Below are 13,095 nucleotides of genomic sequence, written 5' to 3'. Positions count from 1 at the left end.
GACCGATCCTCACCCCGCCGGGTCCGGCGGGTCCCCCTGCGGGGACGTTCTCGGGTCTTGCTGCGAGCCTCGGCTCAGGTCGTGCTGTCGTCGCCGCGGTCCTCGACCAGCCCGACGAGACCGGCCCACCGGGGGTCGATCGGCTCGCCGTGCGTGTGTCCCGGGTCGTCCGCCAGCCGCGCGCCGCACTCGACGCACAACCCCGGGCAGTCCTCGGAGCACACGGGCTGGAACGGCAGCGCAAGCACCACCGCGTCCCGCAGCAACGGCTCGAGGTCGACCAGGTCGTCCTCGAGCCGACGGACACCGAGCTCGTCGTCGGCCTCGGGATCGGCCGCAGCCCCGTCGTCGTACACGAACAGCTCCTGGAAGGACACCGACAGCTCGTCGGAGATCTCCTCCAGGCACCGCACGCACTCGCCGACGAGAGCGGCGCGTGCCGTTCCCGTGACCAGGACGCCCTCCATGACCGCCTCCAGCCGCAGGTCGAGGTCGACCTCCGAGCCTTCGGGGACAGCGAGGACCTCGATGCCCAGCTCTGCCGGCGCCGGCACCGAGCGCTCCACCTCGTGCTGGGACCCCGGGCGGCGGCTCAGCTCGCGTGTGTCGAGCACGAGCGGCGCTCTCGGGTCCAAGCGGTTCAGTGGTCCACCTTCGGTGCACGGACAGGACAGAACCGGGAAAGCGTACCGACGACCCTCGGCTGCGCCAAACCGGTCCCCGTCCGGCGCGACCCGTAGCGACCGGCGCGCCTCAGGCCTCGGCCCGGCGCTCCGCGATCCGGGCGAGCAGCCGCGCGTGGACCTCGGGCGTCAGGAACGGCTCCACGTCCCCGCCGAGGCCCGCCACCTCCTTGACCAGGCTCGACGAGACGTGCGCGAACGCGGGCCGCGAGGCCACGAACACCGTCTCCAGACCGCTGAGGTGGTCGTTCATCTGGGCCATGGGCAGCTCGTACTCGTAGTCCCCGGCGCTCCGCAGCCCCTTCACCACGGCGACCGCCCCGACCGCCGTGCAGAAGTCCGTGAGGAGGCCGCTGAAGCCCTCGACGCGCACCCCGGGGAGGTCGGCCGTCGCCGACGCCGCCATCTCGAGCCGCTCCTCGTCGCTGAAGAGGCGCCGCTTGCTGGCGTTGACCCCGACGGCGACCACGACCTCGTCGAAGAGCCCCACCGCGCGGGTCACGATGTCCAGGTGGCCCCGCGTGAGCGGGTCGAACGAGCCCGGGCACACCGCACGCGTCATGGCGCGGAACGGTACCAGCCGCACCAGAGGGTCGTCTCGCCGTACTTGCGTCCCACCTCGAGCTCGATCCCCGGCGGCCACGCGGGCTCCGGGCTGCGGGTCGAGCGCTCGACCACCACGACCGCCTCGGCGGCCAGCCAGCCGTGCGCCACGAGCGCGGCCAGGTCCGCCTCCACCGCGGCGTCGGCCAGCGGGTAGGGCGGGTCGCTGAACACGACGTCGTACGGCGCGGACGGCGCCCGTCCGAGCGTCGTGCCCACGGAGCCCGCCACGACCTCGACCTCGGCGTCGGGACCGCCGAGCCGGGCGCCCACGGTGCGCGCGTTGGCCGTCACGAGGGCGGCCGTGCGGCGGTCGTGCTCCACGAGCGTCACGACAGCGCCCCGCGACCACGCCTCCAGCCCGACGGCGCCCGAACCGGCGTAGAGGTCGAGGAACCGCAGGCCCTCGAGCGTGCCGACCCACGACGCGAGGCGCGAGAACAAGGCCTCGCGCACCCGGTCGGAGGTCGGCCGCGTCGCGTCGCCCCGCGGCGTGGCCAACCGGCGTCCGCCCGCCCGACCCGCGACGATGCGCGTCACGACTTCTCCAGGTACGACGCGGTCGACGACGCCTCGAGGTCGAGGACCGCGGCGCGCACGCGCGGCAGGCCGTCGAGCTCGGGATCGTCGGCGAGGAGGTCCTCGGCGGTGCCGCGTGCGGCGACGATCGTCTTCTCGTCGCGGAGCACCCGCAGCGTCTGCAGGCTCGACCGGTAGCCCGACTGGGAGGCACCCAGCACGTCGCCCTCCCGGCGCTGCTCGAGGTCGACGCGGGAGAGCTCGAAGCCGTCGGTGGTCGAGGCGACCGCGTCGAGGCGCTCGCGGGCCGGCGTGCCCGCCTGCGCCCGCGTCACCAGCAGGCAGAGGCCGGGCAGGCCGCCACGGCCCACGCGGCCGCGCAGCTGGTGGAGCTGGGAGACGCCGAAGCGGTCGGCGTCGAGCAGCACCATCGTCGTGGCGTTGGCGACGTCGACGCCGACCTCGATCACGGTGGTGGAGACGAGCACGTCGATCTCGCCGGCCGCGAACCCGCGCATCACCGCGTCCTTCTCGTCGGGGTGCAGCTTGCCGTGGAGCGCCGCGACCCGCAGCCCGTGCAGCGGCCCGCCCGGGCCGGTGAGCTGCTCGAGCGTCGTCTCGACGGCCGCCGGGGCCGGGGTGGCCCCGCCCCCGTCGCCGCCCCCCGACCTGCCGGTCGCGATCGGCAGCACCTCGCCGTCCTCGTCGAGGTCGACGGCGTCGCTCTCGCCCTGCTCGCTGGTGCCCTCGCTGATGCGCGGGCACACGACGTACGCCTGGTGGCCCATCTCCACCTCCTCGCGCACCCGCGCCCACACCCGGTCGATCCAGCGGGGGGCGTCCGCGAGCGGGACGACCGTGGTCTGGATCGGGGCGCGGCCGGCGGGCAGCTCGCTGAGCACGGACGTCTCGAGGTCGCCGAACACCGTCATGGCGACCGTGCGCGGGATCGGGGTCGCCGTCATGACGAGCACGTGCGGCGGGGTGGCGGCCTTCGCCGTGAGTGCGGCGCGCTGCTCGACGCCGAAGCGGTGCTGCTCGTCCACGACGACGAGGCCGAGATCGGCGAGGACGACGTTGTCCTCCAGCAGCGCGTGGGTGCCGACGACGATCCCCGCCTCCCCCGACGCGATCCGCAGCAGCGCCGCGCGCCGCTGCGCGGTCGACATCGATCCGGTCAGGAGGGCGATGCCCGTCGCCTCGTCGGCGCCGCCGAGCATCCCCGGCTGCGCGAGCGGGCCGAGCAGCCGCGTCAGCGAGCGCTCGTGCTGCTGGGCGAGCACCTCGGTGGGCGCCAGCAGCACGGCCTGGCCGCCCGAGTCGACGACGCGCAGCATCGCCCGGAGCGCGACGAGCGTCTTGCCCGAGCCGACCTCGCCCTGCAGCAGCCGGTTCATGGGGTGGTCCGCCGCGAGGTCGGCCTCGAGCTGGGCCCCCACCTCCCGCTGGCCCGCGGTCAGCTCGAACGGCAGCAACGCGTCGAAGGCCGCGAGCAGCCCGCCCACCCGGCCGTCCGGGTGGACGCCGGTGCGGGGTGCGGCCGCGACCCCGCGGAGCGCGGCACGCCTCCGGGCCAGCACGAGCTGGGTCACCAGCGCCTCGTCGAAGCGGAAGCGCTGCATGCCCCGGGTGACGTCGCCCCACGAGTCGGCCTGGTGCACGCGCTCGAAGGCCTCCCGCAGCCCGACCAGCCCGTTGGCCTCGCGCAGGGACGGCGGCAGCGGGTCCTCCGGCTCCTCGAGCACGCTGAGGGCGAACCCGATCGCCGCCTGCAGGTCCCACGACTCGACCCCGGCGGTCGCGCGGTAGATCGGGAACAGGTTGCGCAACGCCGCCACCGCGGCCCGGCCCGCCTCGTCCTGGTCGGTCGGCGCCACGGTGTCGGGCAGCTCGAGCGGCACCATCGTGGGGTTCGTCAGCTGCCAGCGCCCCCCGAACGTGTCGAGCTTGCCGAGGAACACCCCCACGGTGCCCACCTGGTGACGCCGCTCGTGGTGGGTCGCCATGCCCTTGTGCGGGGCGAAGTAGGTGAGCCGCAGCGACGGGCCGTCGGTCGCGACCACGACCTCCAACCGGTACGCCGTGCGGCGGGTGCGGCGGTCCGTGTAGGACCGCAGGCGGGACTCGCTGACCCGGCCCACGACGCTGACCTGCCGGCCCACCTCGAGGTCGGGGTCGAGCGCGGTCAGCTCCCCCACCGGCAGGTAGGTGCGCGGGAAGTGCCGCAGCAGGTCACCGACCGTGCGGAGCCCGAGCTGCTCGCGCACCTTCGTGACCTTCTTGGCCGCCCCACCGAGGACGGCCTCGATCGGCGAGTCGAGCGTGATCATGGGGCTCTGCCTACCTCACTCCACCGACAGCAGGAGGGAGTAGCGCGGCTGCCCGCCGTCGTAGGTCACCACGTCGACGCCGGGGTGGACCGTCTCGACGTGGGCCGCGAGCCGGGCGGCCAGGTCGCCCGAGCCCTCCCCACCGACGATCGTCACGAGCTCGCCGCCGACCGCGAGGAGCCGCGTGAGCACCTCGACCGCGACGCCCAGGCGGTCCTGTCCGACGACGGCGAAGTCGCCCATGACGACGCCGAGCACCTCGCCCGGCTCGCACGGGCCCGCCGACGTGATCGCCCGCTTCGAGGCCTCCGTCACCGCGCCGTGCCGGCAGTGCCGGGCCGCCGCCGTCATCTCGAGCACGTCGGACCCGAAGGCGCGGCCCGGCTCGTGGACCGCCAGGGCGGCCAGCCCCTGCACCTGCGCCCGGCTCGGCACGACCGCGACCTCCACGTCGCCGTCCTCCTCCGCCGTGCGGGCCGCGATCTCGGCGGTGCGCAGTGAGTCGTGGTCGTTGGGGAGGATGACGACCTCGGCGGCACCCGTCCGGCGCACCGCCTCGAGCAGCAGGCCGGCCGAGGGCCGTTCACCCGGACCGCCCGGCACCGCCAGGGCGCCCGCGTCCTCGAAGAGCGCGGCCAGGCCCGGACCTGCGGAGACCGCGACGACCGCGCGGCCGGTGCGCCGCGTCGTACCGGCGCCGTGGCTCCCCGGCCGACCGTGGCCGTGGCCCCCGCCGTGACCGTGCACGGAGTCGTCGAAGTGGGTGATGCGGACCTGGTGGGGACGCCCCGCGGCGATGCCGGCCTCGACGGCCGCGCCGGCGTCGTCGACGTGCACGTGGATGCTCCAGAGGTCGTCGCTGCCGACGACGACGAGCGAGTCCCCGATCTCCGCCAGCCGGGCGCGCAGCTCGGCGACCGCCTCGGCGGAGGTGGGCTCGAGGAGGTACATGACCTCGTACGCCGGGGTGGCCGTCTGGTCCGCCGCGTCGGCGCCGTCGGGCTCGGGCGCCGGGAGCGGGATCTGGTGGTGGCCCAGGCGCACGGGGCCCGACAGCCGACGGCGACCGGTGAGCGCCGTCTCGGCGGCGTCGAGGATGACGCTCAACCCCCGGCCACCGGCGTCGACGACGCCCGCCGCCGCGAGGGCCGGGAGCTGCTGGGGCGTGAGGAGGAGGGCATCGCGTGCCGCGGCGGCCGCCGCCACGTAGACGTCGCGCGAGCGGGCGCCCGGCGCTGCCGCAGCCTCCGTCGCCGCCTCGCTGGCGGCGCGGGCGACGGTGAGGATCGTGCCCTCGACGGGCTCCCCCACCGCGGCGTAGCTGGCGGCCGTCGCCTCGGCCAGCGAGCCCGCCACGAGCGTCGCGGCGCGCACGTCGGGGGTGGCCCGCTCGAGGTGGCCCGCGATGGCGCCGAGCATCTGGGCGAGGATCACGCCCGAGTTGCCGCGCGCGCCCATGAGCGCCCCGCGGGCCAGCGCGCGCAGGGCGAGCACGAGGTGCTCGGGACGCACGGCACCCGGCACGGGCGGACCGGCGTGGGCGTCACCGGCGATGCGTCCGAGCCCGGCCTCGCGCAGCACCTGGCGCAACGACTCGCGGGCCGTCGACATGGTGAGGAACATGTTGGTGCCCGTGTCCCCGTCGGGCACGGGGAAGACGTTGAGCGCGTCGATCTCCTCGCGCGCGTCGCCCAGGGCGTCGGTCGCGATGTCGACGAACCGAGCCACGACCTCGAGCCGCACGGGCTGACCGGGCGGACCGGGCTGCCCGGGATCGGTCATGGGTCCTCCGGGGCTGGGCGGGGCGCAGCGGTGCGCCGTGGGGTGATCGAGCCGAGGTTAGTCGGACCGGGCCCGTCGTGGGACGATGCGGTGGTCGCGGCACGGGGTCGCGGCGACGATTGGCCCACTCTCGCGGGCATCCGCTACTCTTCTGCGGTTGCCTTCTCCGAGCACCGCACCCGCGGACCCGTTCGGTGGTGACAATCGAATCGTCTCTACATCGACTTCAGGAGTTCACGGTGGCTGCCGTCTGTGACATCTGCGACAAGAAGCCGGGCTTCGGCAACAATCGGCCGTGGTCGCGGAAGATCACGAAGCGTCGCTTCAACCCCAACATCCAGCGCGTCCGCGCGAAGGTCGGTGGCACCCCCACCCGCCTCAACGTCTGCACCGGCTGCCTCAAGGCCGGCAAGGTCACGCGCTGACCTGACGCCTCGCGTCTCACCGGAGGGCCCGCCAGCACCGCTGGCGGGCCCTCCGGCATTTCGTCGCCGGGCGCCCGGGGTCAGAAGTGCCGCCAGCCGGTGGGGCCCTCGTGGGGGGCGCCGTCGACGGTGACCCAGGGCTCGTCGGCGGCGACGCGCTCGTGCACCCGTCCGATCACGCTCCACCCCTCCGGCAGCTCGGCGTCCGCTGCGAACGCCGCGAGCAGGCCGTGGTCGTCCCCGCCGCTCAGCACGAACTGCTGCGGGTCGGCCCCCAGCGCCGCGCCGACCGCGTGCAGCGGCTCGTCGACGCCGAGCGCCTCGGTCGCGACGTCGATCCGCACGCCCGAGGCGACCGCGACGTGCGTCGCGTCCGCCAGCAGCCCGTCGGACACGTCGACGAGCGCGTGGGCGCCGGCCTCGGCTGCGGCGGCGCCCGCGTCGTACGGCGGCTCGGGGCGCCGGTAGGCGTCCACCAGCACGCGCGGCGACCGGAAGCCCCGCCCGAGCACGGCGAGCCCGGCCGCTGCCCAGCCCTGCCGCCCGCAGAGGGCCAGCACGTCGCCCGGGAGGGCACCCGAGCGCAGCACGGGGGCCTTCGCCACGCTGCCGATCACGGTGACGGCGGCGACGATCTCGCTGGCCCGGGTGACGTCGCCGCCGACGACCACCGCCCCGACGCGCGCGGCCTCGGCGGCGAACCCCGTCGCGAAGTCCTCGACCCAGCCCAGCGTGAGGTCCTCGGGCAGGGCGAGCCCGAGGGTCAGCGAGTGGGCGCGGCCGCCCATCGCGTTGATGTCGGACAGGTTCTGGGCCGCGGCACGGTGGCCGACGTCCTCCGCCGAGCACCAGTCGCGGCGGAAGTGCCGGTTCTCGACGACGAGGTCCGTGGACACCACCGCGTGGCCGCGGCGGATCCGGAGGACGGCGGCATCGTCACCCGGCCCGACCAGGACGTCCTCGCGCTCGGCGCGGAACCGCTCCAGCAGGGCGGCGACGACGGCGAACTCGCCCGCCTCGGACAGCGGGGTCTCACGGGGAAGCGACGCCATGGGTCCATCCCACCAGACGCCGCCCACGCTTCCGTGCACGCCCTGCGGAGCCCGGGTGCCGGGCTGCGTGGGATGCTCGGCGGCGCTCGTCCCGCTCGTCCCCTCGCGCCACGGAGGTCCGCGTGCTCCTGTCCCCGCGCCGTACGCCGCGTGCCGCCGCCGGCCTGGCCCTCGCCCTCGTCGGGACGGCCGTCGGCCTCACCGCCTGCGGGGCCGACCCCGTGCGCGTCGAGGGCGCCCCGGCGCTGGCGGACCTCCCCGACGCCGACCGCGCCGCCTGCGAGGCCGTGCTCGACGCCCTGCCCGACGAGGTCGACGGGCAGGAGGTGCGGGAGGTCGAGCAGGACGGGCTGTCCGCGCGGGCCTGGGGCGAGCCCGCGGTGGTCGTCGTCTGCGGGGTCGACATGCCCGCCTCGTTCACCGAGATCTCGGACTGCGAGGAGGTGGGCGGTGTGGGCTGGTACGCCGAGCCCGCGACCTACCGCGACCAGACGACGGACGCCGTGCTCACCACGATCGGCCAGGAGCCCGTCGTCGAGCTGCGCATCCCGGCCGAGCGCCGGCCGCCGGTCGAGGAGATGGTCGACGTCGCGCCCGCCGTGCTCGCGGGCACGGAGACCGTCGAGCCCTGCGTCTGAGCCCGTGCCGGGGGCTCAGCGGAGCCCGACGTCGCGGCCGAGCGCGAGCGTGACCAGGCGGTCGACGAGCGTCGGGTAGTCGACCCCGCTCGCCGCCCACATGCGGGGGAACATCGAGAGGCTGGTGAAGCCGGGCATCGTCTCGACCTCGTTGAGCACGACCCGGCCGTCGGGGAACACGAAGAAGTCGACGCGGGCCAGGCCTTCGCAGTCGAGCGCGTCGAAGGCGGCCACGGACAGCTCGCGCACGCGGGCCTCGACGTCGGCGGGCACGTCGGCGGGCACGTCGAGGGCGGTGTTCTCCTCGGGCAGGTACTTCGCCTCGAAGTCGTAGAACGCGTGCTCCGAGGTCACCCGGATCTCCGCCAGCGCACTCGTGCGGTGGTCGTCCGCGCCCTGCCCCGCGAGCACCCCGCACTCGATCTCGCGGGCACCGACCGCAGCAGCCTCGACGACGACCTTCGGGTCGTGCTGCCGGGCCTCCGCCAGCGCGGCGTCGAGGTCGGCGAGGTCGTCGACGCGGGAGATGCCGAAGCTGGAGCCGGCCCGCGCCGGCTTGACGAACACCGGGAGCCCGAGGTCGGCGATCCGGCGACGTACGCCCGCCTCGTCGCGCGCCCAGTCGCGGGGCGTCACCGTCACGTAGGGCAGGACCGGGAGGCCCGCCGCCTCGAAGAGGCGCTTCATGTGGATCTTGTCGGTGCCGACGGCCGAGGAGAGCACCCCGGCGCCGACGTAGCGCACCCCCGCCATCTCCAGCAGCCCCTGGAGGGTGCCGTCCTGCCCGAACGGGCCGTGCATGACGGGGAAGACCACGTCGACGTCGCCCAGCACGCGCGGCACGTCGGCGGCGTCGTTGACGACGAGCTCTGCGGTCGCGCCCGGCACGAGCTGCACCGCGGTCTCGCTGCGCACCGACGGCAGGACGCCGCCCGGCCCGAGCTCGAGCCGGTTCGTGGCGGGGTCCTCGAGCACCCAGCTGCCGTCGCGAGCGATGCCGATGGGCACGACGTCGTACTTCTCCGGGTCGAGCGCGGCGATCACGCTGCCGGCGGAGATGCAGGAGATCGAGTGCTCCGCCGACCGTCCGCCGAAGACGACGGCGACCCGGGGACGTGGGGAGGGCGCGCTCATGGGGGCTGACCCTACCGGCCTAGGCTCGCTCCCATGCCCGACGACTCCCCGTCCGTGCCCCGGCCCGCGGCGCCCGCGCACTCCCCCGAGCCCGCGGCGGGTCTCCGCCCCGCCACCCGCGCCGTCCACGTCGGCCGCCCGCCGGTGGTCCCCGACGCCCCGCTCAACACCCCCATCACCATGGCCGCGACGTACGTCGGGGGTGGCGACGTCGAGTACGGCCGCTACGGCAACCCGACCTGGCTGGCCTTCGAGGAGGCGCTCGGCAGCCTCGAGGGCGGACGCGCGCTCGCGTTCTCCTCGGGCCTCGCGGCCGTCGCGACCGTGCTCGACCTCGTGGCGGACGGCGAGACCGTCGTGGCGCCCCAGCACGCCTACCAGGGCACGCTGGGCCAGCTGGGCGACGCCGGGCTCCGCGGACGGGCCCAGGGGAAGCTCGTCGACATCGCCGACACCGCCGCCGTCGCGGCCGCCTGCGAGGACGCCGCGATCCTCTGGATCGAGTCGCCCACCAACCCGGCGCTCGAGGTCGCCGACATCGCGGCCGTCACGGAGGCGGCCCACGCCGCCGGCGCCCAGGTCGTCGTGGACAACACCTTCGCGACGCCCCTGCTGCAGCGGCCGCTCGAGCTCGGCGCGGACATCGTGCTGCACTCGGCGACGAAGTACCTCGCCGGGCACTCCGACGCCCTGCTCGGCGCGCTCGTCGTGCGCGACGACGCCCTCTTCGACGTGCTCAAGGGGCGCCGTGACCTCCTCGGCGCGATCCCCGGCACCCTCGAGGCCTGGCTCGCGCTGCGCGGCCTGCGCACCCTGCACCTGCGCGTCGAGCGCGCCCAGGCGAACGCGGTCGAGCTCGTGCGCCGCCTGGAGGCCCACCCGGCGGTGTCCCGGGTGCGCTACCCCGGCTTCGGCGCGATCGTCGCCGTCGAGCTGCACGCCGGCCCCGACGCGGCCGACCTGCTCTGCCGCACCACGGACCTCTGGGTCTTCGCCACCAGCCTCGGAGGCGTCGAGTCGACGCTCGAGCGGCGGCGTCGGTGGAAGACCGAGGCACCGACCATCCCGGAGTCCCTCGTGCGGCTCTCCGTGGGCGTCGAGGACGTCGAGGACCTCTGGGCCGACCTCGCGCAGGCGTTGGACCGGCTGGGCTGACGTCCCGCGGAGGGGCTCGTCCGGACCCCTGCTCCCTTCAGGACGTCATGCGGTCCGGTGCCCGTGGCGACCGGCCCGCATGACGTCCGCCGTCAGTCCGTCTCGGCCTTGGTCTCGCGCGCCACGAACGACTCCATCATGTCGCGCGCCGTCATCCGTCCCGCGACGACCTCGTCGACGTGGTCGGCGATCGGCGCGTCGACGCCGGTGCGCCGCGCGAGGTCGCGCAGCGAGCTGCACGACTTGGCGCCCTCGGCGACCTGGCGGGTCGACGCGTAGATCTCCTCGGTCGTCATGCCGTGGCCCAGTCGCTCGCCGAAGGTGCGGTTGCGGCTCAGCGGCGACGAGCAGGTGGCGACGAGGTCACCGAGCCCCGCGAGACCCATGAGGGTCAACGGGTTGGCGCCGAGCGCCATCGAGAGCCGCGCCGTCTCCGCGAGCCCGCGCGTGATGACCGATGCCGTCGTGTTGTCGCCGAACCCGAGGCCGACCGCCATGCCGACGCTGAGCGCGACCACGTTCTTGTAGGCGCCACCGATCTCGCAGCCCACGACGTCCGTCGTCGTGTAGGGGCGGAACGCCGGCGTGTGCACGAGCTTCTGGAGCCGCACCGCGGTCTCCTCGTCCTCGCACGCGACGACGGACGCGGCGGGCTCGCGGCGCGCGATCTCCTTCGCGAGGTTGGGGCCGCTGACGACGGCCACCTGGCGGCGCGGCACGTCGAGGGACTCCTCGATCACCTCGCTCATGCGCTTCACGGTGCCGAGCTCGACACCCTTCATGAGGGAGACCGAGACCGCGTCGCGCGGCACGAGGTCGCGCCAGCCCTCGAGGGTCGACCGGAGCGTCTGGGACGGCATCGACCAGACGACGACGTCGGCCCCCGCCAGGGCCTTCTCGGGGTCGGTGGTCGCGTCGACCGTGGGCGGGACCTGGATGCCCGGGAGGTACTCCGTGTTCTCGTGCCGCTCGTTGATGCGGTCCACGACCTCCTGCCGACGGCCCCACAGGGTCACGTCGCCGCCGCCGTCGGCGAGCACGAGCGCGAACGCCGTCCCCCACGACCCGGCGCTCAGCACCGCCACCTTCGTCATGCGTCCTCCTCGTCGTGGCGCTGGTCGGCCAGCTGGTCCTGCGGTCGCTCCGTCGTCCCGGCCGGCTGGGGTGGCACGGCCCGGGGCCGCCCGAACTCGCTCACGCCCTGCGCCCGCGGGTCGAACCGCTCGGCGGGCGGGTCCTCGCCGCGGATCCCGGCGAGCAGGTCGGTGATGGCCCCCATGATGCGCTCGGTCGCCTCGGCCGCGGTCGCGGTGTCGACGCGGTCCCCGGTGAGGTCGGCGAGGTCGACGGGCGGGCCGGCGTGGATGGTCACGTGCTTGCGCGGCAGCAGCCGCGGGGTGGAGGAGTACGGCGCGAGCACGTCCTGCGCACCCCAGTGCGCCACCGGGATCACGGGCGCGCCCGTGGCCAGGCCGATCCGCGCGGCGCCTGTCTTGCCGGTCATGGGCCAGAGGTCCGGATCGCGGGTGATGGTCCCCTCGGGGTAGACGACGACGCAGGCGCCGGCGTTCACGGCGGCCACCGCCGCCTGGTACGCCGAGAGGCCGGCGCTCTCGCGCTCGACGGGGATCTGGCCCGCCCCCGTGAGGAACGTGCCCAGACCCTTCACCTCGAACAGGCTCGACTTCGCCAGGTAGCGCGCCAGCCGGCCGTGGTCGTACACGAAGTGCGCTGCGAACAGCGGGTCGACCTTGGTGATGTGGTTGAGCGCGATGACGCACCCGCCCGTGGCGGGGATGTTCTCGCCGCCCACCCACGTCCGCGTCACCGCGGCCGTCAGCGTGGGCTTCAGGATGGAGGCCCCGAGCGTGTACGCCCACCCCCGGCGCTCGCTCAGCCTGCGCACCGACATCGTCTGCTCCTCACCGACACCACCCCGCGGGCGCCGCACGTGAGGATAGGCGCTCGTCGTGCGGAGGGCCGACCCCGCCGTGCCCCTCCCCCGCCCGACCTGCTGCGACAATCGCTCCCGATGAGCCCGTCCTCCGCCGTCGTGATCCTGCCCGTGAAGCCTCCCGCGGTCGGGAAGTCGCGCCTGGTCTCGATCCCGGTGCCCCGCCGGGAGCTCGCCGCGGCGTTCGCGCTCGACACGGCGGCGGCCGCGTTGTCCACCCCGCGCGTGACCGCCGTGCTGGCCCTCACCGACGACCACCGCTTCGCCGACGAGCTGGCCGGCGTGGGCTGCGTGGTGCTCCCCGACCCCGTCGACGGCGACCTGAACGGCAGCCTCCGCCAGGGCGCGGCGGAGGTGCGCCGCCGGTGGCCCGAGGCCCGGCCCGCAGCGCTCTGCGCCGACCTGCCGGCCCTCCTGCCCCAGGACCTCGACGCCGCGCTCGCCGTGGTGCTCGGGCGACCGGGTCCGTCGTTCGTGGCCGATGCCGACGGCACCGGCACCGTGCTCTACTCCGCCGACGCCGAGGAGTTCGACCCCTGCTTCGGCGTCGGGTCCGCCGACGCCCACGCCCTCGGCGGCGCGGACGCCGTCCCGGGCGCCCTGCTCACGCTGCGCCGCGACGTCGACGACGCGACGGCCCTCGTCGCCGCGACGCGCCTCGGCCTCGGCGCCCGCACCCGCGCCCTGCTGCACTGAGCCCCCGCCCGGGTCTCAGGCTCCACCCGGGTCTCGGGCTCCACCTGGGTCGGGGGGGGGGGGGGGGGGGGAGGGGGCGGGGGGGGCCCCCCCCCCCCGGGGGGGGGGGGGGGGGGGGGGGGGG

General features: G+C 75.3%; 13 protein-coding genes. 4 read left to right on the top strand and 9 right to left on the bottom strand.

Features of this window, described 5'->3' with window-relative positions:
* Positions 1-74: 74 nt before the first annotated feature.
* The 5 genes from G3T38_RS17415 to G3T38_RS17395 all read right to left on the bottom strand — a co-directional run bounded on the left by G3T38_RS17415 (position 75) and on the right by G3T38_RS17395 (position 5,917).
* Complete coding sequence (locus G3T38_RS17415; protein ID WP_338037737.1) at positions 75-614, bottom strand: YceD family protein; 540 nt, start codon at positions 612-614, stop codon at positions 75-77.
* A 139-nt stretch (positions 615-753) separates the two neighbouring features.
* Positions 754-1,245, bottom strand: coding sequence for a pantetheine-phosphate adenylyltransferase (gene coaD, locus G3T38_RS17410; protein WP_163773645.1), 492 nt, complete (start codon positions 1,243-1,245; stop codon positions 754-756).
* Positions 1,242-1,826, bottom strand: coding sequence for a 16S rRNA (guanine(966)-N(2))-methyltransferase RsmD (gene rsmD / locus G3T38_RS17405; protein ID WP_163773643.1), 585 nt, complete (start codon positions 1,824-1,826; stop codon positions 1,242-1,244). Before rsmD ends, coaD begins: the two co-directional genes overlap by 4 nt.
* Positions 1,823-4,135 (bottom strand): ATP-dependent DNA helicase RecG, encoded by a 2,313-nt coding sequence (locus G3T38_RS17400; RefSeq protein WP_163773641.1) that lies wholly within the window; start codon positions 4,133-4,135, stop codon positions 1,823-1,825. Before G3T38_RS17400 ends, rsmD begins: the two co-directional genes overlap by 4 nt.
* Positions 4,136-4,150: 15 nt before the next feature.
* Positions 4,151-5,917, bottom strand: a complete 1,767-nt coding sequence (locus G3T38_RS17395; protein ID WP_163773640.1) for a DAK2 domain-containing protein — start codon at positions 5,915-5,917, stop codon at positions 4,151-4,153.
* A gap of 239 nt (positions 5,918-6,156) precedes the next feature.
* Here G3T38_RS17395 and rpmB point away from each other — a divergent pair, with 239 nt between their 5' ends.
* Positions 6,157-6,342, top strand: coding sequence for a 50S ribosomal protein L28 (gene rpmB, locus G3T38_RS17390; protein WP_163773638.1), 186 nt, complete (start codon positions 6,157-6,159; stop codon positions 6,340-6,342).
* An 80-nt stretch (positions 6,343-6,422) separates the two neighbouring features.
* On the opposite strand, the gene G3T38_RS17385 is transcribed toward rpmB, so the two are convergent.
* Positions 6,423-7,394 (bottom strand): thiamine-phosphate kinase, encoded by a 972-nt coding sequence (locus G3T38_RS17385; RefSeq protein WP_163773636.1) that lies wholly within the window; start codon positions 7,392-7,394, stop codon positions 6,423-6,425.
* Between the two features lie 122 nt (positions 7,395-7,516).
* Here G3T38_RS17385 and G3T38_RS17380 point away from each other — a divergent pair, with 122 nt between their 5' ends.
* The gene (locus G3T38_RS17380; protein ID WP_163773634.1) at positions 7,517-8,032 is read left to right on the top strand and encodes a DUF3515 family protein; all 516 of its coding nucleotides are present in this window, start codon (positions 7,517-7,519) and stop codon (positions 8,030-8,032) included.
* 15 nt (positions 8,033-8,047) lie between these two features.
* On the opposite strand, the gene G3T38_RS17375 is transcribed toward G3T38_RS17380, so the two are convergent.
* Positions 8,048-9,166: a D-alanine--D-alanine ligase family protein gene (locus G3T38_RS17375; RefSeq protein WP_163773632.1), complete on the bottom strand. Its 1,119-nt coding sequence runs from the start codon at positions 9,164-9,166 to the stop codon at positions 8,048-8,050.
* Between the two features lie 33 nt (positions 9,167-9,199).
* Between G3T38_RS17375 and G3T38_RS17370 the strand changes: the two genes are divergently transcribed.
* Positions 9,200-10,321 carry a trans-sulfuration enzyme family protein gene (locus G3T38_RS17370; RefSeq protein ID WP_163773630.1) on the top strand — a complete coding sequence of 374 codons (1,122 nt, stop codon included), beginning with the start codon at positions 9,200-9,202 and terminating at the stop codon, positions 10,319-10,321.
* A gap of 92 nt (positions 10,322-10,413) precedes the next feature.
* Here the strand turns inward: G3T38_RS17370 and G3T38_RS17365 are convergent, their stop codons facing one another.
* Positions 10,414-11,415, bottom strand: a complete 1,002-nt coding sequence (locus tag G3T38_RS17365) for an NAD(P)H-dependent glycerol-3-phosphate dehydrogenase (RefSeq protein WP_163773627.1) — start codon at positions 11,413-11,415, stop codon at positions 10,414-10,416.
* On the bottom strand, positions 11,412-12,233 hold the full coding sequence (locus tag G3T38_RS17360) for a lysophospholipid acyltransferase family protein (RefSeq protein ID WP_174268140.1): 822 nt from the start codon (positions 12,231-12,233) through the stop codon (positions 11,412-11,414). Before G3T38_RS17360 ends, G3T38_RS17365 begins: the two co-directional genes overlap by 4 nt.
* Before the next feature lie 120 nt (positions 12,234-12,353).
* Here G3T38_RS17360 and G3T38_RS17355 point away from each other — a divergent pair, with 120 nt between their 5' ends.
* Positions 12,354-12,971: a CofC family guanylyltransferase gene (locus G3T38_RS17355; RefSeq protein ID WP_163773625.1), complete on the top strand. Its 618-nt coding sequence runs from the start codon at positions 12,354-12,356 to the stop codon at positions 12,969-12,971.
* The last annotated feature ends 124 nt before the right edge of the window (positions 12,972-13,095 follow it).

Source organism: Nocardioides zeae, from assembly GCF_010686755.1.
Classification (GTDB): domain Bacteria; phylum Actinomycetota; class Actinomycetes; order Propionibacteriales; family Nocardioidaceae; genus Nocardioides; species Nocardioides zeae.
Note: the sequence above shows the minus strand (reverse complement) of the source record. Positions and strands in the feature narration are given on the sequence as shown.